22 protein-coding genes are annotated in these 24,185 nt (G+C 57.5%); 17 read left to right on the top strand and 5 right to left on the bottom strand.

What is annotated here, in order from left to right; all coding sequences use genetic code 11:
• Nucleotides 1-29: 29 nt before the first annotated feature.
• Together RB602_RS03375 and pyk are read right to left on the bottom strand one after the other, a co-directional pair.
• Nucleotides 30-1,046, bottom strand: a complete 1,017-nt coding sequence (locus RB602_RS03375; protein WP_317082949.1) for a hypothetical protein — start codon at nucleotides 1,044-1,046, stop codon at nucleotides 30-32.
• Between the two features lie 77 nt (nucleotides 1,047-1,123).
• Entirely contained in the window at nucleotides 1,124-2,614 is a 1,491-nt protein-coding gene (pyk, locus tag RB602_RS03370; RefSeq protein WP_317082948.1) for a pyruvate kinase, read from the bottom strand.
• 207 nt (nucleotides 2,615-2,821) lie between these two features.
• On the opposite strand from pyk, the gene RB602_RS03365 reads away from it, so the two are divergent.
• The 15 genes from RB602_RS03365 to pal all read left to right on the top strand — a co-directional run bounded on the left by RB602_RS03365 (nucleotide 2,822) and on the right by pal (nucleotide 13,423).
• Nucleotides 2,822-3,064, top strand: coding sequence for a DUF2312 domain-containing protein (locus RB602_RS03365; RefSeq protein ID WP_317082946.1), 243 nt, complete (start codon nucleotides 2,822-2,824; stop codon nucleotides 3,062-3,064).
• Between the two features lie 77 nt (nucleotides 3,065-3,141).
• A complete protein-coding gene (locus tag RB602_RS03360; RefSeq protein WP_317082944.1) occupies nucleotides 3,142-3,480 on the top strand; it encodes a heavy metal-binding domain-containing protein in 339 nt (112 codons plus the stop codon).
• Nucleotides 3,481-3,566: 86 nt separating this feature from the next.
• Nucleotides 3,567-4,313 (top strand): YebC/PmpR family DNA-binding transcriptional regulator, encoded by a 747-nt coding sequence (locus RB602_RS03355; RefSeq protein WP_317082943.1) that lies wholly within the window; start codon nucleotides 3,567-3,569, stop codon nucleotides 4,311-4,313.
• Between the two features lie 94 nt (nucleotides 4,314-4,407).
• Entirely contained in the window at nucleotides 4,408-4,872 is a 465-nt protein-coding gene (gene ruvC, locus RB602_RS03350) for a crossover junction endodeoxyribonuclease RuvC (protein ID WP_317082942.1), read from the top strand.
• A 240-nt stretch (nucleotides 4,873-5,112) separates the two neighbouring features.
• Nucleotides 5,113-5,712 carry a Holliday junction branch migration protein RuvA gene (gene ruvA / locus RB602_RS03345; RefSeq protein ID WP_317082940.1) on the top strand — a complete coding sequence of 200 codons (600 nt, stop codon included), beginning with the start codon at nucleotides 5,113-5,115 and terminating at the stop codon, nucleotides 5,710-5,712.
• Nucleotides 5,713-5,765: 53 nt separating this feature from the next.
• Complete coding sequence (locus RB602_RS03340; RefSeq protein WP_317082938.1) at nucleotides 5,766-6,023, top strand: type II toxin-antitoxin system ParD family antitoxin; 258 nt, start codon at nucleotides 5,766-5,768, stop codon at nucleotides 6,021-6,023.
• Nucleotides 6,010-6,306 carry a type II toxin-antitoxin system RelE/ParE family toxin gene (locus tag RB602_RS03335; protein ID WP_317082936.1) on the top strand — a complete coding sequence of 99 codons (297 nt, stop codon included), beginning with the start codon at nucleotides 6,010-6,012 and terminating at the stop codon, nucleotides 6,304-6,306. Before RB602_RS03340 ends, RB602_RS03335 begins: the two co-directional genes overlap by 14 nt.
• A gap of 65 nt (nucleotides 6,307-6,371) precedes the next feature.
• Nucleotides 6,372-7,400: a Holliday junction branch migration DNA helicase RuvB gene (gene ruvB, locus RB602_RS03330; protein ID WP_317082934.1), complete on the top strand. Its 1,029-nt coding sequence runs from the start codon at nucleotides 6,372-6,374 to the stop codon at nucleotides 7,398-7,400.
• Between the two features lie 18 nt (nucleotides 7,401-7,418).
• Nucleotides 7,419-8,534 (top strand): agmatine deiminase family protein, encoded by a 1,116-nt coding sequence (locus tag RB602_RS03325; RefSeq protein ID WP_317082932.1) that lies wholly within the window; start codon nucleotides 7,419-7,421, stop codon nucleotides 8,532-8,534.
• A 301-nt stretch (nucleotides 8,535-8,835) separates the two neighbouring features.
• Nucleotides 8,836-9,300, top strand: a complete 465-nt coding sequence (locus RB602_RS03320) for a YbgC/FadM family acyl-CoA thioesterase (protein ID WP_317082931.1) — start codon at nucleotides 8,836-8,838, stop codon at nucleotides 9,298-9,300.
• 31 nt (nucleotides 9,301-9,331) lie between these two features.
• Nucleotides 9,332-10,030, top strand: coding sequence for a protein TolQ (gene tolQ / locus RB602_RS03315; RefSeq protein WP_317082929.1), 699 nt, complete (start codon nucleotides 9,332-9,334; stop codon nucleotides 10,028-10,030).
• Between the two features lie 4 nt (nucleotides 10,031-10,034).
• Nucleotides 10,035-10,568, top strand: a complete 534-nt coding sequence (locus tag RB602_RS03310) for an ExbD/TolR family protein (protein ID WP_317082927.1) — start codon at nucleotides 10,035-10,037, stop codon at nucleotides 10,566-10,568.
• Nucleotides 10,474-11,358 carry an energy transducer TonB gene (locus RB602_RS03305; RefSeq protein ID WP_317082925.1) on the top strand — a complete coding sequence of 295 codons (885 nt, stop codon included), beginning with the start codon at nucleotides 10,474-10,476 and terminating at the stop codon, nucleotides 11,356-11,358. Before RB602_RS03310 ends, RB602_RS03305 begins: the two co-directional genes overlap by 95 nt.
• Nucleotides 11,358-12,734, top strand: a complete 1,377-nt coding sequence (tolB, locus tag RB602_RS03300) for a Tol-Pal system beta propeller repeat protein TolB (RefSeq protein WP_317082923.1) — start codon at nucleotides 11,358-11,360, stop codon at nucleotides 12,732-12,734. Before RB602_RS03305 ends, tolB begins: the two co-directional genes overlap by 1 nt.
• A gap of 137 nt (nucleotides 12,735-12,871) precedes the next feature.
• Nucleotides 12,872-13,423, top strand: a complete 552-nt coding sequence (gene pal, locus RB602_RS03295; RefSeq protein WP_317082921.1) for a peptidoglycan-associated lipoprotein Pal — start codon at nucleotides 12,872-12,874, stop codon at nucleotides 13,421-13,423.
• Nucleotides 13,424-13,504: 81 nt separating this feature from the next.
• Here the strand turns inward: pal and RB602_RS03290 are convergent, their stop codons facing one another.
• Nucleotides 13,505-13,804, bottom strand: coding sequence for a hypothetical protein (locus tag RB602_RS03290; protein WP_317082919.1), 300 nt, complete (start codon nucleotides 13,802-13,804; stop codon nucleotides 13,505-13,507).
• 78 nt (nucleotides 13,805-13,882) lie between these two features.
• Entirely contained in the window at nucleotides 13,883-16,084 is a 2,202-nt protein-coding gene (locus RB602_RS03285; protein ID WP_317082917.1) for an acylase, read from the bottom strand.
• Nucleotides 16,085-16,226: 142 nt separating this feature from the next.
• On the opposite strand from RB602_RS03285, the gene clpB reads away from it, so the two are divergent.
• Together clpB and RB602_RS03275 are read left to right on the top strand one after the other, a co-directional pair.
• Complete coding sequence (gene clpB, locus RB602_RS03280) at nucleotides 16,227-18,815, top strand: ATP-dependent chaperone ClpB (protein ID WP_317082915.1); 2,589 nt, start codon at nucleotides 16,227-16,229, stop codon at nucleotides 18,813-18,815.
• Nucleotides 18,812-20,494: a tetratricopeptide repeat protein gene (locus RB602_RS03275; RefSeq protein WP_317082914.1), complete on the top strand. Its 1,683-nt coding sequence runs from the start codon at nucleotides 18,812-18,814 to the stop codon at nucleotides 20,492-20,494. The genes clpB and RB602_RS03275 overlap by 4 nt, the downstream gene beginning before the upstream one ends.
• Nucleotides 20,495-20,581: 87 nt before the next feature.
• On the opposite strand, the gene RB602_RS03270 is transcribed toward RB602_RS03275, so the two are convergent.
• Entirely contained in the window at nucleotides 20,582-23,785 is a 3,204-nt protein-coding gene (locus tag RB602_RS03270; RefSeq protein WP_317082912.1) for a TonB-dependent receptor domain-containing protein, read from the bottom strand.
• Nucleotides 23,786-24,185: the final 400 nt, after the last annotated feature.

Raw genomic sequence — 24,185 nt, 5'->3', positions numbered from 1 at the left:
CTCAATCTCTTCATTGCGCAGATCAGTACTCACTTGATAACGCCGCGCAACTGAAAACGCAGGCGAACCGGGCTGGTGGTTCCCTGTCTAAGCTGGCCGCTGGGTGCAATCTCCAACCCTGTCACATTGGGGTCTTCGCCACCATTGGGAGCATAGTTGAAAGTCAGCGGCGGTGTGCTGTCGTCAGAGTAAGACAGATTGGCGCTGGTGCAGCAAGTAATCCCGGAAGGTGGTGAGGACAAGTCGGTGAATGATACCGGGTTACCAGCGCCGTCAAAGTTGCCAGTGAACATGGTTATTTCCGGTGGCAGAAAGTCGGTAATCCGCAATGTATCGCTATCCAGCGGCCCGCCCTCGCTGGTTACTTCTATAGTATAGATCACCGCCTCGCCGGGCAGGCGATAGGATGCGGTCGGATCAAGCGCCGAGGTCTTGGTAACATTTACATCGGCAGGAAACGGAATCGCCTCGACCAGCATATTGTCAAACCCGCCCGATTCATCATTACCCCCCTGATTGATCGCAGTACGCAGGGTAAAGGCGACCGTTGTGGGCGGATTGGCAATGGTGATCGTCACGCGAAACCGCTGATCCTGCCAGCGGCCATAGGCCTGATTGCTATAGGGGCCTACGGGCTGGAAAACCCAGGAGACATTGCCGTTGCTGCCGGTCAGGCTGGGGGGATTAGGCGTTAACGGCAGCGAGAAAATTTGGTTGCCATCAATGTCGATCTGGAAGCGGTCAAAACCCCAGCGCGAGGTATTATCCCAGCTATCGAAACGGTAGAAATCGAAGGCGATGACCAGCGATTGCGATCCATCCGGCACGGTGAACGTACGCGATGTCTGGTTCGGGCTATTGTCAAACCGGCCAAGATAGCGCGAGAAATTGGGGTGGGTTTCGGTACTGTTGTTGCTCCAACCACTGGCACCATCCTCAAAGTCATCCTGATAGATGATCTGTGCTTCTGCTATCGAAGGCGACAAAAAGGCCAGAATGGCGAGGCAAAAGAGAGTGCATAGATAGTGACGGGCAATGGCGAACATATCTCCCGCCTGTTAGCTGTCGACGCACAAAATTTGAACCGGTTTCACAACATCGCGCTGTTTCTAGGGGCCTGACCCTAGCGCTCATAGCCTTTAAGCTCATCGCCTGTAAGGGTGACGATATGCAGCACATTGGTTGAACCCGGTGTGCCAAAGGGTACCCCGGCCAGCGCTATGCAGCGATCTCCTGCCTGGCCGAAGCCATGGCGCAGCGCCATGCGCTTGCCCTTGCCTATCATTTCCTCAAAGCTGCCGATATCTTTGGTCACAACGGCATGTGCGCCCCATAACAGGCCTAGCCGTCGCGCCGTGGCACGTGTGGGGGTCAGCACCAGGACCGGTGCAAGGGGCCGCTCGCGCGTAACCCGGCGGGCGGTGGAGCCCGAGCCGGTAAAGCAGACGATCGCCGATGTACTGACAGTCTCGGCAATCTGTGCACAGGACGCCGCCAGTGCGTCGGCGGTGGTGGCATCGGGCAGGGTTTCGGTGAGGTGGACCCGCTCATGATAGCCCGGATCGCCCTCTACATGCGCGGCAATACGGTCCATGATCGATACCGATTCGACCGGCCATTCGCCCGCTGCCGTTTCCGCCGACAGCATCACCGCATCAGCACCGTCATAGACCGCCGTAGCCACATCGGAAACCTCGGCGCGGGTCGGCGTTGGCGCGGTGATCATCGACTCCAGCATCTGCGTCGCCACCACCACCGGCTTGCCAGAGCGCCGTGCGGCCGCGACGATATTCTTTTGCAAGGGCGGCACTTCTTCGGGCGCCATTTCGACGCCCAGATCGCCGCGCGCGACCATCACCGCATCGGACAGTTCCAGTATTTCATCAAGCCGGTTAACCGCGCTCGGCTTTTCAATTTTCGCAATCAGCGCGGCGCGGCCATCAATCAGCCGCCGCGCTTCGGCAACATCTTCAGGGCGCTGGACAAAGCTGAGCGCGATCCAGTCTGCGCCCTGATCGAGCGCAAAAGCCATATCCTTGCGGTCTTTTTCGGTCAGCGCCGCGAGCGGGATCACCGCATCGGGAATGTTCAGCCCCTTGCGGTCGGATATCTTGCCACCGACCTCTGCACTCGTCAGAATAGCATCCTTGTCGGCGCGGATGACCCGCAGCCGCAGCTTACCGTCATCGAGCAGCAGCCGGTCACCCTTCTCCAATATCCCGAACAGCTCGGGATGCGGCAGGCAGACACGGTTTTCATCGCCGGGTGTCTCATCGCGGTCCAGGGTGAAGTGGCTGCCATGGCGGATAATCGCCTCGCCCCCGGCAAATTTACCAACCCGCAGCTTTGGCCCCTGCAGATCGCATAATATGGTGATCGGGCGGCGCAGCTTCTGCTCCAGCTTGCGGATATGCGCGATCGCTGCGGCATGGCCTTCATGCTCACCATGGCTCATATTGATCCGAAAGGCATCGGCGCCGGCGCGAAACAGCGCTTCGATCATATCGCGGCTGTTGCTGGCCGGACCCAATGTGGCGAGGATCTTAACCTTGCGATGGCGCCGCCCGGCCCGCTTGCCGCTGACCGATGCGCTGTCCGTCTTAGCCTGTGTCATCCAGCCCCCTCAAAATCCGGTTTGTGCGCTGCGCTAGCGAATATCTGTCAGCCCGTCATGTCAATAGCGTGACACATTCGTATGTTTGTCGATCAACACCAATAGCGACGCAATGAAAGATAAATCTGTGCAAAGCGCGCTCAAGCCAATGGTCGAATCATGGCCGCTGGCATAGCAACACGGACTTGTTCTTGCAGGAGATAAGAAATGAGCGAAGGCAATGTCGCCGCGGACCAGTTGCGCCTGTTTATTGAGCGGGTTGAGCGGCTTGAGGAAGAGAAAAAGGGCATCGCCGATGATATTCGCGATGTTTATGCCGAAGCTAAATCGCAGGGCTATGACCCCAAAATCATGCGCCAGATCGTGCGTCTGCGCAAAATGGAAACGCATGACCGGCAGGAAATGGAAGCCGTGCTCGACACCTATAAATCTGCGCTGGGTCTGGAGTAGTTTGAACCCTTACAATGATGGCCGCAAGCGAGCCGCTTTGCTATGGTTGCGGGGCAATCGAAGAGGGAGGAAAGGCCATGTATAAAAAGCTGCTGATCAGCACTACGCCTTCGCTGGAAGGTTATCGCATCACCGAATACCTCAACGTCGTCACCGGCGAGGTGATTGTCGGGGCCAATCTGTTCCGCGATCTGTTTGCCAATATCCGCGATATGGTGGGCGGGCGCTCGGGCTCTTATGAAAATGTCCTTGAACGCGCACGCGCTGAAGCCATGGCCGAAATTCAGGAGCGCGCTGCCGATATGGGCGCCAATGCGGTTGTCGGCATTGATCTCGATTATGAGGTGGTCGGCCAGAACGGCTCTATGCTGATGGTCTCGGCGACCGGTACGGCGGTGACGGCGGAGCGGCTATAACCCGTCGAGTGATTGCAGCACCGCAATTTTGCCGCTATTGCGCGGTTCCATTCTGATATCTGAAATATTGAAGCGAAAAGACTAAAATGGCAGGCCATTCCAAATTCAAAAATATCATGCATCGCAAGGGCGCGCAGGACAAGAAGCGCTCGGCTATGTTTTCCAAGCTCAGCCGCGAGATTACCGTGGCGGCGAAGATGGGCATGCCCGATCCGGATATGAACCCGCGTCTGCGGCTGGCAGTGAACAATGCCAAATCGCAGTCCATGCCCAAGGACAATATCCAGCGCGCCATCGACAAGGCCACCGCTGGCGAAGGCGATGATTATGAGGAAATCCGCTATGAGGGCTTTGGCCCGGGCGGCGTGTCGCTGATCGTTGAGGCACTCACTGACAATCGCAACCGCACCGTCACCAGCGTGCGCACCGCCTTCTCGAAAAATGGCGGCAATATGGGCTCGGCCGGCTCGGTCGCGCATGGCTTTGATCGGCTCGGCCTGATCTCCTATCCCGGCAGTGCCGGCGATGAGGAAAAGGTTCTCGAAGCTGCGATGGAAGCGGGCGCGGAAGATATTGAATCGTCCGAAGATGGCCATGACATCTGGACCAGCATGGATGATCTGCACGAAGTCGCCGGCGCGCTGGAAAAGGCACTGGGCGAGGCGGAAAGCGTGAAACTGGCCTGGCGTCCGCACACGAGGGTAGAAGTGGGCGAAAGCGAAGCGCAGACACTGCTGAAATTGATCGACATTCTCGATGATGATGACGATGTGCAGACCGTCTGGGGCAATTATGATGTTTCCGACGAGGTGATGGAGAAATTGGGGGCCTAACGGTGCCAACAGCCGTTCGCCTCCAGCGTAGTCGAGAGGCCATTGCGAACAGAGAGCTGTGTCTCGACTTCGCTCGACACGAACGGAAGACATCATGATCATCCTCGGCCTTGATCCCGGTCTCGGCACCACCGGCTGGGGCCTGATTCAGGCAGATGGCAATCGGCTGGCGCATATCGCCAATGGCCAGATAAAGACCAATGCCAAAGCGCCCTTGGCATCGCGACTGCTCGATCTGGACAGTGCTTTACAGGACCTCATCCTCGAACACCGCCCCGATGCAGCGGCGGTGGAAGAAGTGTTCGTTAACAAAAACCCGCAATCGACATTGAAACTGGGCCAAGCCCGTGGCGTGGTCTTACTCGGCGCGGCGCGGGCCGGGGTGCCGGTGGCGGAATATGCAGCGCGGCTGGTGAAGAAATCGGTGGTTGGCACCGGCGGCGCGGACAAGGCGCAGATACAGGCGATGCTGAAAGTGTTGCTTCCCGGCGCGACCCTCAGCGGCCCCGATGCCGCCGATGCATTGGCAGTGGCGATTACCCATGCGCATCATCGATAAATCCTCCCCTTTGGGGGAGGGGAACCAGCTGTAGCCTTGGCGAAAGCTGGTGGAGGGGCACAGGCAACATAATACTCTGTCTTGATAGTCTTCAGTTTTCTAGACGTGCTGAATGGAAATCGTGCATATTATCACAACCTTGAACATGACGAGTGTGCCCCTCCACCATCCTTTAGATGGTCCCCCTCCCCGTCCCGGGGAGGATTTACTTCGCTCGACACGAACGGCTATAGCGGCAAGATGATCGCCAAACTCACCGGAAAACTTGACGATGTCGACAGCGACACCGCGATAATCGACGTACAGGGCGTCGGCTATCTGGTCCATGCTTCAGCCCGCACCCTCTCCAATCTGGGCGCGCGTGGTGACAGCATTACCGTACACACCGAAATGCAGGTCAGCGAAAATGATATGCGGCTGATCGGCTTTGCCAGCGCCGCCGAGCGCGATGGTTTTCGGCTGTTGATCAGCGTTCAGGGCGTCGGCGGCAAGGTCGCGCTGGCGATCCAGACAGCGCTAACTCCGGAAGAGCTGGGCACCGCCATTGCCCAGGGCGATGTGACCCAGGTGACGCGCGCGCAGGGCGTTGGCCCGAAACTCGCCAAGCGCATCGTCAATGAACTGAAAGACAAGATGGGTGGCGTTGATCTGGGCAGCACGGGTGCAGTCGGCACCGCTCCCGCAGGCAGTGCCAGCGCCGATGCGGTCTCGGCTCTTACCAATCTCGGCTTCAAGCCGGTCGAAGCCACCCGCGCCGTTGCCGCAGCAGAGGCGGAATTGGGCGATGCGAGCGATCTGGATGGCCTGGTAAAGCTGGCGCTGAAAAAGGTCGGACGCTAACCGTAAGTTCTATATTTATTCGACAATTTCCTATAATTCTCTATAGTAAACCTATGACTCAGCTAAACGTCTCCATCCCGCCCGCCCTGAAAGAGTGGATTGACAGCCGTGTTGCCGAAGGCCGTTATGCCTCGGCCAGCGACTATATCCGCGATATCATCCGCCGCGATCAGGACAGCATCAATGCCGAAACTGAATGGCTGCGCGAGCAGATTCAGATTGGGCTGGATTCGGGGGTAAGCGATGAAACGCCCGAAACGGTCATCGAGAATGTGATAGCGCGGCGGAAACAGCGCCATGGCCTTGGTTGAATTCGCGAACGCCGCCATAGCGGATTTGGACGAAATCGACGATTACAGCATAGAGCAATTCGGCGAAGATGCTGCGCAAAGCTATATGCACGGATTTAAGGAAGCATTTGCTCAATTGCAGGACTATCCCCGATCCGGTCAACCCGCGACAGAACTGGGCAAAAACATGCGCTGTCTAACCCATCGCCGCCACCGCATCTTTTATCGCATTGAGGCTGAGCAGGTGTTGATACTGCGCATACTCCATGACGCCATGGATGCTAAGCGGCAGTTTGCTAATTAGCCTTGCGGACATTCCCGACCCAATTCCCGCTTTCACCACATGGCCATATTGTCTAGGTGAAGGCCATGGAAGCTGAAGACCGCCTGATCTCCGCCGAGCGTGCCACAGAAGATGCCGACGCCGCCCTACGCCCCAAAAGCCTGTCCGAGTTTATCGGGCAGGAGGCGGCGCGGGCGAATTTGCAGGTGTTTATCGAGGCCGCCAAAGCGCGCGGTGAGGCGCTGGATCATGTGCTGTTTTTCGGTCCACCGGGGCTGGGCAAAACCACCCTCGCCCAGATTGTCGCCAAGGAAATGGGCGTCGGCTTTCGTGCGACTTCCGGCCCGGTGATTGCCAAGGCGGGCGATCTGGCGGCGCTCCTGACCAATCTCGAAGAAGGCGACGTGCTGTTTATCGACGAGATCCATCGCCTTAATCCGGTAGTCGAAGAAGTGCTCTACCCCGCCATGGAGGACCGCGCGCTCGATATCATTATCGGCGAGGGGCCATCGGCGCGCTCGGTGCGGATTGATCTGCCCGCCTTTACCCTTGTCGGCGCGACCACGCGGCAGGGACTGTTGACCACGCCGCTGCGTGATCGTTTCGGGATCCCGGTGCGGCTCAATTTCTATACCGTTGAGGAACTGCTCCTCGTCGTTACCCGGGCGGCCCGCCTGCTCGGCCTTGCTATCGCCGAGGACGGCGCGCGTGAAGTGGCCCGTCGCGCACGCGGTACCCCGCGCGTTGCCGGTCGATTGCTGCGCCGAGTGCGCGATTTTGCCAATGTCGCGGGCGCCGAAACTGTGGATGCCAAAACCGCCGATGCGGCGTTGACCCGGTTGGAGGTCGATGCGCTCGGCCTTGATGCGATGGACCGGCGCTATCTCACCATGATCGCCGATATTTATAAGGGCGGCCCGGTGGGCGTCGAGACGCTAGCAGCGGGCCTCAGCGAACCGCGCGATACCATTGAGGATGTGATTGAGCCCTATCTGATCCAGCTCGGCCTGATCGCCCGCACAGCACGCGGCCGCCAGCTCAATGATCGCGGCTGGAAGCATCTCGGCCTGACGCCACCAGCCGGAACGGTCGATGGCGATCTTTTCTCCGAGTGATCCGCGATGCGCCCGCCCATGCTAAACAGAAGGCAGGCGGGCCAGATGCTGGGCGGCGCGACACTGCTTGCCGCCGTGTCCGCTCTCACTGCCTGCACCGGAGAAGCCGCTATGGCTGATCCTAAAGGCTATTACCTCCCAGAAGAATCCGAGCCGCATCAATGCACCTTTATGCAATGGCCGGTGAATCGCAGCGTCCATCCCGATCCGGTATTTCTCGAGATGCTGCAGGCGAGCATTGCCAATGTCGCCAACAGCATTGCCGCTTTTGAGCCGGTGACCATGCTGATGGCAGCCGAGCATAAAGCATCGGCGCGGCGGATGTTGAGCGATGCGGTGCAGATATGGGACATCCCCACCGATGATCTGTGGTGTCGCGACTCTGGCCCATGTTTTGTGCGCAATGATGCGGGTGATCTGGCGGTGCGCCAATTCAACTTTAATGGCTGGGGTGGCAAACAGGTGCATGGCCATGACGGCAACGTGGCGGCGCGCGTCGCCGAGCGGCTTGGCCTGCCGGTGCTGAATAATGGCCTTGTCGGCGAGCCGGGCGGGCTGGAGCATGATGGCGAGGGCACCGTGATCGCGCATGAATCAAGCTGGGTGAACCCCAATCGCAATAGCGGCTCACGAGATGAGATTGCCGCGCTGATCCTCGAAGCAGTGGGTGCGGAGAAGCTGATCTGGGCTGAAGGTGTCTATGATCAGGATATCACCGACTATCATATCGACGCGCTGGCCCGTTTCCCAGAGCCCGGCACCATATTGATCCAACTGCCCGATGAGTCCGATATTACGGATGATCCGTTCGCAGCTTCTGCCTATGAGACCTATGATATTCTCGCCGCCGCCAAAGACGCCAAGGGCCGTAAACTGGAGATGGTAGCCATCCCGCAACCCTATGATATCCGGGTCAAGGCAGAGGATTTTGTCGCCTCTTATGTCAATTATTATGTCTGCAACGGCGCGCTGATCGGAGCGCAATTTGGCGATGCCGAGGCCGATACAGAGGCCCGATCAATCCTGGCCGACCTTTACCCTGACCGCGAGATTGTCCTGCTCAATGTCGACCCCATAGGTGAGGTCGGCGGCGGCATCCATTGCGCAACCCAGCAAATGCCTTTGAGCGATTGAGGTATCTTAAGGTTAGTCTGGCTACCAACGTCGGGGCTGACCATTGTGCGGCGCGTTTTCCCGAACTGCAATCATGCTCAAAAGCGTCATTGCGAGCGAAGCGAAGCAATCCAGGGCATCTCGCTCTGCTCTGGATTGCCGCGTCGCTTCGCTCCTCGCAATGACGATTCAATATGAACGAAATTGCCTTGAGCGGCTAAGCACAGCCCATTGCGACCAGTTGAGTCACGATTGCGATCAGTGACTCTGGCGCGCCAGATGCCGCTTTTCATGGGCTGTGTTTCCGCCTATCTGCCTGTTCATGACCGAAGCGAAACCACCTGCGGACCTCGCCCCCTTTGCCGGGCGCTTTGTTGACCGGACGCACTGGTTTGCGGTGCGCATATATTATGAGGACACTGATTTCTCCGGGATCGTCTATCACGCCAATTATCTGCGCTTCTGCGAACGCGCGCGCACCGATATGCTGCGCGCTATCGGCATTGATCAGCGCGCGACGCATGAGGCCGGTATCGGCACCTATGCGATTATGGGCATGGATATCCGTTATCATCTGCCGGCAAAATTTGATGATGCGCTGATCATTGCCAGCCGCGCGACGCAAATCCGCGCCGCCGGGTGCCATATTCAGCAACGAGTCATGCGCGATGATGATTTGATCTTCACCGCCGACGTCAAAGCCGCTTTCCTCAACCCCAAGGGCCGCCCGACACGGCAGCCAAAACAATGGGTTGAGGCGTTCAACTCCGTTCTTGTCAGCGAATAAAACGCGATAAACCAAAGGAACCAACCAGCCTATGCTCGACCAAATGGGGTTATCGACCGAGACCGTCACCCTCTCCCCCATCGCCCTGTTCATGGAGGCGGATATCATCGTTAAGCTGGTGATGATCGGCCTGGCGCTGGCCAGTATCTGGACCTGGACGATCATTTTCAGCGTTGCCGGACGGCTGCGCGGTGCGCGGCGTGACAGCGAGAAATATGAGGCGGATTTCTGGAAGACCGACGATATTGATGCCTTTTACAAGACCCGCGGCGACGATGATATCCCGGCCGCCAAGGTGCTGTCTGCCGGGGTGGACGAATGGCGGCGTTCTACCTCAAATGGCAAGCTCGACCGCGAAGGGACGCGTCAGCGGCTTTCCACGGTGATGAATGCCAGCGTTACCGAAGAGATTGACCGCATGTCGGAACGGCTGAACTTTCTCGCCACAGTCGGCAGTGTCGCGCCCTTTGTAGGGCTGTTCGGCACCGTCTGGGGGATTATGCGCAGCTTCTCGGCCATTGCCGCCGAGCAGAACAGCTCGCTTGCCGTGGTCGCGCCGGGCATTGCCGAGGCTTTGTTTGCCACGGCCATCGGCCTGTTTGCCGCGATCCCGGCGGTGATCGCCTATAACCGCTTCTCGCATAAGCTGAATATGCTCGAAGCACGGCTGTTCCGCTTTGCCGATGGCTTTCATGCGACGCTGAGCCGCGAGCTGGAAAAGGGCGCATAGAGTTATGGGCGCGCAACTGGGCGGCGGACAAAGCAATGGACGGCGGCGCGGTCGCGGCGGTCGTGCGCCGATGTCCGAGATCAACGTCACGCCTTTTGTCGATGTCATGCTGGTGCTGTTGATCATCTTCATGATCACCGCGCCGCTTCTGGTGGCGGGCGTACCGATTGAACTGCCCGAAAGCCGCGCCAACCCGATTGAGCAGGAACGCGAGCCGGTGCAGATCTCGCTCACCAGCGATAATGCCATCTATATCAATGACGATGAAGTCAGCCCCGGCGACCTCCCCGCCGCCTTGCAGGCGATCCGAGCCGATGGGGGCGAAGAGGCACCCCAGATCACATTACGCGCCGACAGGGCCCTCGATTATGGCAGCGTTGCCCTGGTACTGGGCGAGCTGAATCGCGCAGGTCTGAACACAATTTCGCTGGTAACACAAGCCGGTGGCGAAACTTCCGGCCCGTCACGCCCAGCCGCAGACATCGACACGATTGATCCTGATCTGGTCACAGGTGGTTCATCTGGTGACGCTAGATAATGGCGCTGTCATGAGGCAATCCGAAGCCATCGGACTGGGCGTTGCCGTTACCGGTCACGCCATATTGCTGGCGGTGCTGTCGCTGGGCATTGCCTCGCGCGCTGGGTTGAGCGTCCCGCAGCAATCGGTAGCCGTGGTGCTCGCCGATGAAGTCGGGCTGGTGGATACCTCGCCCACACCCAATGTCGAAGCCGCCACCAGCATGGCGCCGGAGGTCGGCGAGATAGAACCTTTTGCCCCCGATGAATTTGCGGAAGAAACCCCGGATGAGGTGCCGCCGCCCGAAGTGACCAAGCCAACGACGCAGACCCAATTCGCCGCTGCCCCCAAACCGCCACCAAGGCCGGTTGACCGCAGCCAGCGCCGCCGCCCCGACCGGAGGCAACGTGGCTCGCGATTGGGCAATGATTTTCTCGATGGCGTGACCGACCAAGAATCGCTCAGCCGCAGCCGCAATGCCCCGGGAGCACAGGCGGGCCCGGCGGTGACGGCCTCTCTACAGCGCGAAATCACCCGCAAGCTCAAACCCCGCTGGCGCGCCCCCTCGGGCGCTGATGTTGAAAAGCTGGTGACCACCGTATCATGGTCGCTCGGCCGCGATGGTCGCGTTTCCGGTAAGCCGCGCTGTGTCAACCAGTCCGGCGTCAATGCCAGCAACCGACCGCAAAAGGCACTCCATTGCGAGCGCGCGATAAAGGCCGTGCTTGATGCCCAGCCTTTCGATACATTGCCCGAAAAATTTTATGATAGCTGGAAATCCGTCCGCTACCAGTTTGACAGGAAATTGTGATGTCCCTCTTCTCGCGTACATTCGGCTTCATAGCTGGTTTGATGATGCTATCCACCCCGGTATCCGCTCAGGACGGAAACGAAGCGCAACCCACCGAGGAAGCACAGACCGGTACCCCGCTGGAGGGTCGCGTCACCGATGATAGCGCCAATGCGGAAATCTCCATCGCCGTGCCTGCACTGCCAACGCCGCAAAATGCGCCAACTCCGGCAGGTGATACCGATGATCTGGGCGAGCGGATCAGCGATGTCGTGGTATCCGATCTGCGCTCCAGTGGCCTGTTCAAACCGCAAGGCCGCAATGCAGTACGCAATATCAGCTTTGGTGAGGTTACCAGCCCGCAATTCCCCTATTGGCAGGGACGCAATGCCGAGGCGCTGATTCAGGGTTTTGTCCGCGCCATGCCCGATGGCCGGATCACCGTCGGCTGCTATCTCTATGATGTCGCACTCGGCAGTGAATTGACGCGCCAGGGCTTTGTCGTCGAGCCAGCCGATTGGCGCCGCGCCGCGCATAAATGCGCCGATACCGTCTATTCGCGGCTAACCGGAGAAAGCCCGTTTTTTGATAGCCGTATCGCCTATATCGCCGAAACCGGGCCCAAGGATAATCGCACCAAAAGGCTGGCGATTATGGACAGCGATGGGGCCAATCACCGCTTTATCACCAATGGGCAGGCAACAGCGCTAACCCCGCGTTTCTCGCCCGATTACCAGTCGATTGTCTATCTCAGCTATCTCAACGGCAGCCCCAGCATCTATATTTATGATGTCGGCAGCGGCAAACAGCGGCGGGTGTTCACCACAACCAACGCCACCTTTGCGCCGCGCTGGTCACCCGATGGCGAGACCATATTGTTTTCCATGGCGGTCGCAGGCAACACCGATATTTACAGCATCTCGGCCCAAGGTGGCCGCCCGAAACGGCTGACCAATTCGCCGGGCATTGATGTCGGCGGCAGCTATTCGCCCGATGGCAGTCGGATCGTTTTTGAAAGCGATCGCTCCGGCTCGCAGCAAATCTATGTGATGAATGCCAGTGGCGGCAATCAACGCCGGATCAGCTTTGGTGGTGGCCGCTATGCGACACCCGAATGGAGTCCCCGCGGAGACCTTATCGCCTTTACTCGGACCTCTGGTAATTTCCGCATCGGCGTTATGACACCCAGTGGCGGCAATGTCCGGCTGCTCACCAATAGCTGGCAGGATGAAGCACCGACCTGGGCACCAAATGGACGTATCATCCAGTTTTTTCGCACTGAGCGCGGGTCAGGAAGGACATCATTGTGGCAGGTGGACTTGACCGGCGCCAGCGAGCGACGCTTGCGCACACCAGTCAGTGGCTCAGACCCGAGCTGGGGTCCGGTGCTGCCATAAGCAAAGTCATAATAGTGCAGTCTGTGTCCATTAGGCCAAGGTTCAGGCAATAAGAGGCCACAGTTTTCAGGGGAATATCTATCAGCAATACTATGATACGAGCATAGGCTAGCTGATCACAGTCAAGGAGAAGAGTAATGATACGGACCGTCTCAAACACACTCACCAGTCGGCATCTCGGTCGAGCTGCCCTGATTTCTGTATCAGTTCTGTCGCTGGCGGCCTGTGGCAAGAAGGCCCCGCCCGAGCTGCCACCCGAACCCGTGGCGCAAACTCCTACTTCGCAGGGCCCGGTGGGGCAACTGCCGGTCCAGACCGGCCCGGTCCCCGGCAGTCAGGCTGACTTTATTGCGTCAGTGCGTTCAGACCGGGTGCTGTTTGACACCGACCGCTTCAATATTGACAGCGATGATCAGGTTACCTTGCAGAGTCAGGCACAATGGCTGTCACGCTATCCCGGCAAGCAGATTGTAATTGAAGGCCATGCCGATGAGCGCGGCACCCGCGACTACAACCTTGCTCTTGGCGAGCGGCGCGCCAATGCGGCAAAGAACTATCTGGTAACACTCGGCGTTGCGCCCTCGCGCATCCGAGTGATCAGCTATGGCAAGGAACGCCCCGAAGCTCTCGGCTCTACAGAAGCCGCCTGGGCGCAGAACCGTCGTGCAGTGACGGTGACCGTGCAGTAACCAGCCGCAATAGACGCATAGAAAAAGCCGCGCGAACCTCTCTGGTTCGCGCGGCTTTTTACTTGTTGCTTCTCAGCGAAATCAGGCTTTTTTGGTACCTGTCATCGCCATTTTACCGAACGCGCCAGCATTGACGGTACCGGTCAGCGAATCACCATCGACGGTGGCTTCACATTCCAATTTCATCGGCATCGGCACTTTCATGTCCATGGTCCAGGTCAGGGTGTTGCCATCAACCTTGCCGTCGGTAATTTCCAGCGTGCCCATCTGGCCTGCATTTTCGCCGGTCCAGCTGTCGCCATCAACATTGACGGTCAGTACAGAGGTCTGGTCGCCCATGGGGGATTTGGTTACGCAATCATAAGAACCTGCTACGGACATAATCTTCTCCTTACTCAAATTGTCTAAGCACCGTGCTGTCTTAGCATCGGATGCGCCCGGCTCAAGCCGTTTATCGCTCTATTCCGGGCGATAGGGCTTGGCGCCACTTGCGAGCAAAGCCTCGCGGGTGAACAGTACCGGCTTCAATTGCTGCTTCACAAACAGCGGCGCCTGATCGGTATGGTGAGGGCTATCTGGCCGTGTCGTAGCGGCACCAAAGGGTTGGATCGACTCTGAGCGGACATTGCCTTCTTCATCCCATTCAACGAACATCAGGAAGCTGTCGCCATGAATGATGTAAATCCTGCCATCATCATCCACCTCCCAGCGAGTCGCGGCACGCAGCGCGTCGCTGCCACCAAGATAGGGCAAATCGACATCGCCCTGACGCAGGCGCATCAAATCGCCCAGCGGAGGATCGATCGAGTCGAAATGGGTGTTGAGATGGTCGACCGCCTTTTGCAGCTCTTCTTTCGCATCCAGATCATCGGCCAGACGCCGGCCTTCCGGCGCATTGAACAGAGCGACATTCATCAGCCATGCCGCCAACGCATCACCCTCGCCTTCCCCGTCCATGGTCCAGTCCCAGGCCTTGAGCAGGCGCTGTGCCTCGGCAAGATCATCATCGCTGGCAGGATCGACCGCCAACAGCTTGTCCATCCAAAGTTTGGGATAATGGCTCTGGGCATAGCCCTTGTCATATTTGACCCGCTCCAGCTCCGTGCGGCCAATCGGTCCGACCGCTTCCAGCAGCGCAATCGCGCGCTCGGCGCGGTTGGTCCAATTCTCCTCAATGCCTAGCAGCGGCGAGAAGTCACTGCGCTCCAGCTCATCGCCCGGGCCCGCGGCCATATAGGGCGTATTATTGGCGTTCATCACATAGCCGGACTCCGGGTTGATCAGCTTGGGTACCACCGCCCAGTCCACTGGCCCTTGCCAGATCAGATCAGAGCGATCGCCCGGAACAATGGAGCGCCAATCGACACCGGCTTTACGCTCGGGGAAACGGGCATTGTAGAACAGGCCGATATTGCCATCCTTGTCAGCGTAAATGAAGTTGGTCGCTGGCACGCCCTGCATCGCCATGGCCGCCTGCCATTCGTCGAAATTGCTCGCCTTTTGCAGCCGGAAATATTGCGTCAGCTGAGTCAGGTCATCGAGGCTGGCATAGCGGAAGGCGAAATAGCCATTGTCATTCTTGATCACCGGACCATGCACCGAGCGATAGACTATTTGCGGATAGGGAATGGTGAACGGACCATATTTGACGCGCAACCAGACCCGCTTGCTCTCTAGCGGCTTCCACTCACCATCGAGCTTGTACTTCTCGCCTGCTTCATCGACTTCAAGTTCGTAGACGTCGATCAAGTCGGGACGGTTTACGGTGTTGGTCCAGCCGAGATTCTTGTTGTGGCCCAAAAATGGATAAGGTGAGCCGGGGAAGGTCGCCCCGGCAAAGTCCCAGCCCTGCTCGCTATGCACCACCAGCTCATACCATGCGACCGGCCCTTCCCATGGCTGATGAGAATTGGAGACGAGACGGGTGATATTATCAGAAGAACGGTCGGGCGAAATCGCAAAGGCATTGGAGCCATTCAGCTCAGGATGGCGCCCTATCGGAGTCATCCGTGCGGTCTCGGTCTCAATACGCCTCTCAGCCGTCTCTTGTTTTAGAGCCTTCTGCCCTTTCCCAAGCGGCGGGCCACCATCAACTCTCAACTCCTTGCCAGCGACAAGGGGGCCAACAATATTGTTCAGGCCAAAGAAAAATGGCGAGCGCAGCGCAAAACCGGCAGCGATATCCCGGCCATTGATCGGGAAAAGGCCAGACAGCCGCACCTCTTCCGGATGCGTCTCGGCATAGCGGTTCATACCTGCCGCATAGGCATCCAGCAAAACACGCACATCCTCGGGCAGCGCATCATATTTGCGATCCACCGTGCCGCGCACATCGAGCAGATGTGCAACATAATCCACCTGCGCGCCATCCTGACCAGTGATCGCGCCCAGTCGCATCCGCGTCATCGCCGCGACTTCCTGCAGCGTCGCAAAATCATCCTCGGCATGGGCCCAGGCTATGCCATAGGCGGTGTCTGCATCGGTTTTGCCATAGATATGCGGCACGCCGTAATCATCGCGAAATATCTCGACATCATAGCTGCGTTCTGCCGGAGCGCTGGCTTCATCGGCAAACCATGGCTCCCAAAAAGCCAGCGCGATAGCGGCAAGAAGCAAAAGGATGAAAAGAGTGGCCCCAAGGCGCTTGAATATCAGTGTCATAGGAGACACATTATCGGCGGGCAGGAATGCGGTCCATAGCCAATATGGCGCCGCTCAATTTTTGAGAAGGGAAATGCCACCAGCATCTTGTGTTGTAAAAATACAACACTATCTGGAGAGGTAGAGAAGGAGTCCGCCCCAAATGAATATCGACAAATTTACCGACCGCGCCAAAGGCTTTTTGCAGTCCGCCCAGACGGTCGCCATCCGCATGAACCATCAGCGCATTTCCTCAGCGCACATCGTCAAGGCGATGCTCGAGGATTCAGAGGGTATGGCTGCTGGCCTGATCGCACGTGCTGGCGGCAATGCCGGGGTCGCACAGGAAGAGATTGACGCGCTGCTGGCCAAGGTGCCGCAGGTTTCCGGCGGCGGCGCACAACAGACGCCGGGGCTGGACAATGATGCGGTGCGCCTGCTCGATCAGGCCGAACAGATTTCCGAGAAGGCCGGAGACAGCTTTGTCACCGTCGAGCGGCTGCTGCTGGCTGCGGCTTTGGTCAAGGGGCAGGATGTCGCCACGGTGTTGCACAAAGCCGGAGTGACGCCAGACAATCTCAACAAGGCGATTAACGATCTGCGCGGCGGGCGCACGGCGCAGACGGCGGGTGCAGAGGACAGCTATGAAGCGATGCAGAAATATGCCCGCGACCTCACCGAAGCCGCACGCGAAGGCAAGCTCGACCCGGTAATCGGCCGCGATGAGGAAATCCGCCGCACGGTGCAGATCCTCGCCCGCCGCACCAAGAATAACCCGGTGCTTATCGGCGAGCCGGGCGTCGGCAAGACCGCGATCGCCGAAGGGCTGGCGCTGCGTATCGCCAATGGCGATGTGCCGGAAAGCCTGAAGGACCGCAGCCTGATGTCGCTCGATATGGGCTCGTTGATCGCGGGTGCGAAATATCGCGGCGAGTTTGAGGAACGGCTAAAATCCGTGCTCGACGAGGTGCGCGGTGCCGAGGGCGAGATGATCCTCTTCATTGACGAGATGCATACGCTGATCGGTGCCGGCGCGTCTGAAGGGGCGATGGATGCCTCCAATCTGCTTAAGCCAGCACTCGCGCGCGGTGAACTGCATTGCATCGGTGCGACGACGCTTGATGAATATCAGAAGCATGTCGAGAAGGACGCGGCGCTGCAACGCCGGTTCCAACCGGTGTTCGTCGATGAACCCGATGTACCCGACACCATCTCAATCCTGCGCGGATTGAAAGAGAAATATGAACTGCATCATGGTGTGCGGATCACCGACGGTGCGATTGTCGCCGCCGCCACTCTGTCGCACCGTTATATTTCCGACCGTTTCCTGCCCGACAAAGCCATCGATCTGATGGACGAGGCCGCAAGCCGTATCCGCATGGAGGTGGAATCCAAGCCCGAAGAGATTGAGGCGCTGGATCGCCGTATCATCCAGCTCAAGATTGAGCGCGAAGCGCTGGCCAAGGAAAGCGATGATGCCGCCCGCGACCGTCTGAGCAATCTGGAAAAAGAGCTGGCCGAGATTGAGCAGCAATCAAGCGAACTCACCACCCGCTGGCAGAATGAGCGCGACAAGATTCAGGCCGAAGCGATTCTGAAAGAACAGCTTGATGCTGCTCGGATAGAGCTGGACCAAGCACAGCGTGCGGGCGACCTCGCCAAGGCGGGTGAGCTCTCCTATGGCACCATCCCGGATCTCGAGCGCCAACTCGACGAAGCTGCCGAAGCCACCGAAGGCGCGATGCTGCGCGAGGAAGTCACCAATGAGGATATCGCCTCGGTGGTCTCGCGCTGGACCGGCATTCCGGTAGACAAGATGATGGAAGGTGAGCGCGACAAGCTGCTTAAAATGGAAGAACATCTCGGCAAGCGTGTTATCGGCCAGAGCGATGCGGTAAGCGCCGTCGCCAAGGCGGTACGCCGCTCGCGCGCCGGCTTGCAGGATCCGGGCCGTCCTCTCGGTTCCTTCCTGTTCCTAGGCCCCACCGGTGTCGGCAAGACCGAGCTCACCAAGGCGCTCGCCGGGTTCCTGTTCGATGATGATCAGGCGATGGTGCGTATCGACATGTCCGAATTTATGGAGAAGCATTCGGTCAGCCGCCTGATTGGTGCGCCTCCGGGCTATGTCGGCTATGATGAAGGTGGGGTGCTCACCGAAGCGGTGCGCCGCCGCCCCTATCAAGTGGTGCTGTTCGACGAGGTCGAGAAGGCGCATAATGATGTGTTCAACGTGCTGCTGCAGGTGCTCGATGACGGCCATCTTACCGATGGACAGGGACGCAAGGTTGATTTCTCGAACACGCTGATCATCCTTACCTCGAACCTTGGTGCGCAGCATCTCGCCGCTATGACCGACGATCAGACGGTCGATGATGTCGAACCGCAGGTAATGGAAGTCGTGCGCGGCCATTTCCGTCCCGAATTCCTAAACCGACTGGACGAGATCATCCTGTTCCATCGCTTGAGCGAAGAGCATATGGCCCCGATTGTCGATCTGCAGGTCGCGCGGGTGCAAAAGCTGCTCAAAGACCGCAAGATCACCATCGCGTTGGAGGAAAGCGCCCGCAAATGGCTGGCACGGGTCGGCTATGACCCGGTCTATGGTGCCCGCCCGCTGAAACGCGCGGTGCAACGCTATGTGCAGGACCCGCTAGCAGACATGATCCTGCGCGGCGACCTTGGCGATGGACAGACCGTGACCATAGCCGATGGCGATGGCGCGCTCTCCATGGCGGTGACTGAGGCAGCGTGACCGATAGCAGCCGCCTTGGAGATCAAGCCGAGGCGGCTATAGCCAAGGGTGATATCGCCACAGCGCGAACGCTGCTGCAAAAGGCGCTGGCGCAGGATGATTGCAATGTCCGTCTGATCCAATTGGCGGCACAAACCGCAGAAATGGGCGGCCAGTCGAAGATGGCGGTGCAGCTTTTGCGGACAGCGATGCAATTGGAGCCCCATAATCGCGCGACCATTGCGACTTTGTTCCGGCTATGCCTAGCGGACGGGAATTTGGCTGGCGCTGAGCAGCTTATGGCGCGCGATCACGCGACGGCTGGCATAGATGTACAGCATCTGTGGCTACGCAGCCAATTGGCCCTGGCCAATGGTCAGGAGGAACACGCCGAGCAACATCTGGCCGATCTGCTTGCCCAAGAGCCGCAGCATCAAGACGCACTCGCAATGCAGGCGCGGCTCGCCATGCGTCGAGGCCGGGCAGAAGCGCCAGCGCTGTTCGAACGGGCCCGGGAAAAGAATTTGAGCGATGTTGCGCTGCTTCGCGATCATGCTCGGGCACTGGCTAGCCAGGGTGATTATGCGGCAGCGCTTGAAGCGCTCGGTGATACGAAGGCCGACAATCCGTTGGTCGCGGAGCTGATCACCGATCATATTGCCTTACTAAGCGAGGCGGGACGCGAGAAGGAGGCGGAAGATGCGCTGGCCGCCGCAACAGAACAGGCCCGTGGAAATAGCGAGCTGCGCATCGCGCTTGCGGACCTTATCATGCAACAGGATCGCCCAGCAGAGGCATTGGCCATGCTGGCCGGTCAGCGACAGGCCAATGTTCATCCAGAGGTTCGGCTCACCGAGGCCCGCGCCGCAGGCATGGCGGGAGAGCTGGACCATGCGGAGCGGCTTTTGGCGGGGTTGGACGAAAGCCGTTACCCCATCCCACCGCTCACGCTGGCGCGCCATCTGATTCGGCGGCGGCGTTTTGGCGACGCAGAAAACCTGTTGCAAAAGCAATTGGAGCGACATGGCGGGGATATAAGTGCTTGGGCGCTGATAGACTGTATCTGGCGCGTAACCGGCCAAAACGAGAAGCACTTATGGTTGCATGACCCTGACAAGGTGACTGCCAATCTCGATCTCGGAATGTCAGCCGATGACATAGAAGTAGCCGCCAATTGGCTGCGTGCACAACACAAGGCCAAAGCCGCCCCCACCGGCCAATCGCTGCGACATGGTACACAGACAGGTGGTGCGATACTGACCTTTGATGCTGATATGGCACGGCTGCTGCGCGACCGAATAGCTGCCGCAGTCAACCGCTTTATATCGGGATGGCCAGAGCAGGACAGCAGTCACCCGCTATTCCGCTGGAAGAAACAAGCTTGGCGCTTCCGCGGTAGTTGGTCCGTGCGCCTGACCGATGGCGGGCACCACAAGCCGCATATCCATCCGGAAGGACATATTTCATCAGCGAGTTATTGGGTGTTGCCAGACGAAAGCGATACGGACAGATTTGCCGGCTGGTTCGAGTTAGGCAGGCCGCCCCATGACCTCGCCCTGGATATCGAGCCAAGCACGAGCGTGAGGCCGCAAGCTGGCCATCTGGTGTTGTTTCCCAGCACATTTTATCACGGCACCCAGCCCTTTGGCTTGGGAGAGCGAATGACGCTGGCATTTGATGTTAACATGCGAAGAAGCTGAGACCGCATTAGATTCTCAAAATGGACACACGTAAAAAAAGGGTCGGCAAAACTGCCGACCCTTTTTTCATGCATCTTCGGCTCTGCTTTAGAACAAGGCGCGAAGACCGGTGAAGAAGCGACGACCAATCGGATCATAAATCGCGCTGCCGTCACCCGTACCCAGAAGGCCAAGCGGCGGACGCTCATTAAATGCATTGTCAACACCAACAAAGAACTCATAGGTGTTGTCGCCGGCCGCATTCTCGATCTGCCAACCGATCCGGAAATCGTGATACAGAATCTCAGGATATTCGAGAATATCGAAACGGTCGGGATTCTGCGGAGGCTCGCCATTCAACGGGAACTGCTCTTCGTAAAGTGTCGTCAGCTGCGGGCCAATGTAGCGCGCATCATAGCTGAAGGTCACCTGACCAAGAGTAAAATCAAGGTTAAACACGAACTGATCCTGTGGATCACCCAGTTCACCCAAAAGGCGATTTTCGAAATCAGGGTTGGTCGGATCCTGGAAGTTACTTGACGTCAAAACATGGGTGTAAATCAGTCGTGCATTGATGAAGGCATCTTCGCCAATCGCACTACGATATGACACATCAACGTCGATACCTTCGCGGCGACGGCTTGCAAAGTTCACCGGCGATTGAAGCAATGTACCCTGAAGAAGCTGTCCAGGCGCTTCATTCTGCGGCCCTTGTGTTGCGCCATTACGCTCAAAGTTGCCGCAGAATGGGTTGTTCAGATCCGGAAGATCGTAACACACATTCACAATCTGTTGTCCAGCGACAGACGCAATCACGTTGTCAACTTCGATATCATAGTAATCAACAGAGACAGCGAAGCCGGGCAACCAGCTAGGCTGGTAAATCAAACCAAGCGTCAATGAGTCCGAGGTTTCTTCGAATAGATTTGCGTTAGGACCGTTGCGTCCTTCAACCGAAATTGCAGCATTTGCCACCTGCTGGAAAGCAGGGTCGTTGAGAATTGCTCCCAGATCAGCCTCACAGTTCGCCCGACGATTGGCCGAACCTTCATCAATCTGGTTAGAGCCGCACGGATCGCTAAATCCGTTAATAAATGTCTGAGTCAAATCACCCGATGTTTCCGTATAGTTTGGAGCACGAACAGCGCGTGCAAACTGTGCCCGGAAAGCAAGGTCTTTGGTCGGAGCCCAACGGCCACCAACATTCCACGCAAACACTGTTCCAACCGGACCGTTATAGTCGGACAGACGCCCAGCGGCCAAAATCGAAAGCTCTTCAAAGAACGGCCTATCAGCCAAAATCGGAATGTTGATCTCGCCAAACACTTCACGAACTTCAAAAGGATCCGGATCAAATACCGGTAGCGGGTTTGTGAATGTCAGATTGTCTGCGATAATCTGATCCGCCTCGAAGAAAGCTTCTTCACGGCGATATTCCAGACCCAGCACGACCCCTATTGGGCCACCTGGAAGCTCTAAGAAGTCGGCCGTATTACCCGACACAAATGCCAAGGCATTATATTGTTCAAGTGTACCTTGTGTACCGCCATCTGCAGTGATGTATGCCGCGGCAGCGCTATTATCCGGAGCGCCAAAGGGATTATAAGGCACACAGGCAGCGATATCGCCTGCAAGCTGATCATTGTCCCCGAAAGCTCCAAGCGGAACCGCAGAAGCAGGATCAAATTGCGAACGACACTTGATCTGACCATCTGCTGGATCAACCCCGGCATCCAGGGCAAGAATCAAACGCTGGGTAAGAATGTTACCCAGATTCTCGATATTCTCGTCTGTGCGGCCATAGTTGAATGCAACTTCATAACCCCAATTGGAACTGATATCGCCGCGCGCACCAAGAACAATGCGATATGTCTCACGCGACGTATCCTGATCGCGGATACCTAGATCAAGGAAGCTCTTATTCAGCGCAAAACGATATGAACCATCTGCAATGGCTGCCTCATCTGCAGCCGTGAGAGGGCCAAAAAAGCTGATCAGGTCATTGCGTGATTGACCGCCAGCAAGGAGCTGCTGTTCAATAACAGCCCGCGCCTGAGGTTGCAGGAATGGATTGTCCAGTCGGGGGCGGACACGCCCATCGCTGAAACCACCAGTAAAAATACTCTGCAGGAAGGCTGGACCAGAGTTTGACCCAAGCGAGTCTGCTCGAATGTACTTCGCTTCCAGGAATACTTCCAATGCGTCCGAGAACTCATATTTGGCCAACAGGTTTGCAGAGTAGCGCTCAAGAAACGGCAAGATCGAGGTTAGCTCATCTTCCGTACCGATTTGGCCATTGCCACCAATAAAGCCGCCAAACTGTGACGTACTTGAGCGACCATCGAAGGTTTGAAACACGAGCGAGCCATCAGGCTGGAAAATATAGTTACAGTTATAGGGTGTAGTGCCCCCGAGGATGGTGCCACCGCAGCGAGCTTGAGGGTCGGCTTGCGGAAAACCAACCAGACCGAAGCGATGGATTGTACCCGAACGGGTCGGGACATTTGTGAAAACCGAATCGGGAATGCCGTCGAAACGCCCGTTTTCATCAACATTGGTACGAACGAACTGGCCAGCATTGGCTGCCTGCGGAATATCGGAGGCAAAGATACGATTCTGACGCGAATACTCACCAGCGACTACAATGTGACCTCGACCGTCGGCAAAGTCCATGCCGGCAACACCTGACACCAGGAAGTCAGCACCATCGCCAAATTCAGGAATACCGGCGCGCGCGCGGATATCTATTCCGTCAAATTCGTCTCTCAGACGGAAGTTAACAACGCCTGCAATAGCGTCAGAGCCGTAAACAGCCGAGCTACCGCCAGTTACGATATCAATGCCCTCGATTAAGGCAGCGGGGATCGAGTTGATGTCAACCGCCGACGCTGTTGATTGGATATCAGCAGGAACATGGCGGCGACCGTTGACCACGACCAATGTCCGTCGAACACCAAGACCACGAAGGTCAAGAAGGTTTAGACCGGAAATACCGATACCGAGACCCGGGTTCGATTGTGAAACCGTCTGTCGAAGCGCCGGCAGATCGTTAAGAAAATCACCGACATTTGCCTCACCTTGTCGGAACAAGTTGTCACCGGCAACGCTGATAGTCGGAGTTGTTGAGGCCAAGTCTGGCCGACGGATACGCGTACCAGTGACAACGATGCCTACATCGTCGTCGTCTTCAATCTCTTCGGCATCTTGATCTGGCAACACTTCCTGTTCCTGAGCGGATGCAGGTGATGCAACCATTGCCAGCGCAAACGCGACTGGCGCAGCACCAGCCATAAAGCTTGTCATCTTTTTCATTTGTTAACCCCTTTGAAACCTTACGCCGAGGCGGAAGGCAGACTACACGGAGGCCAGCTCATGCCGTCCCAATCCTCCGATATAGCCACATTGATGCGACATGAACGAGTAGGTGTAAAGTAGCTGTGACAATCGAAGTCAGGTTTTCCTGCAATTGTCGTTTTTTTGTCACAGTGCTGATTGCTGGATGCGGCACATGTGCCATCCACCAGTGAATGCAATGCACCTTTCAGAGGATTCGGTGGCCACAACCTCGGGCAATGCCTCGAAGCGCGCAGCTTTCTTTTAAAGGCAATTGCGCTGTATATAGAAAAGGCTAAGGATGTAAGAGAAGGCTAAGGCGATTAGCGGCGTTAGCCTAGAATGCATGGCAACTGTTGAGTTAAACTGGAACGCTTAA

Origin of the sequence: Parasphingorhabdus sp. SCSIO 66989 (assembly GCF_032852305.1) — a bacterium.
Taxonomy (GTDB): domain Bacteria; phylum Pseudomonadota; class Alphaproteobacteria; order Sphingomonadales; family Sphingomonadaceae; genus Alterisphingorhabdus; species Alterisphingorhabdus coralli.
This window is presented reverse-complemented; position numbering and strand designations above follow the sequence as displayed.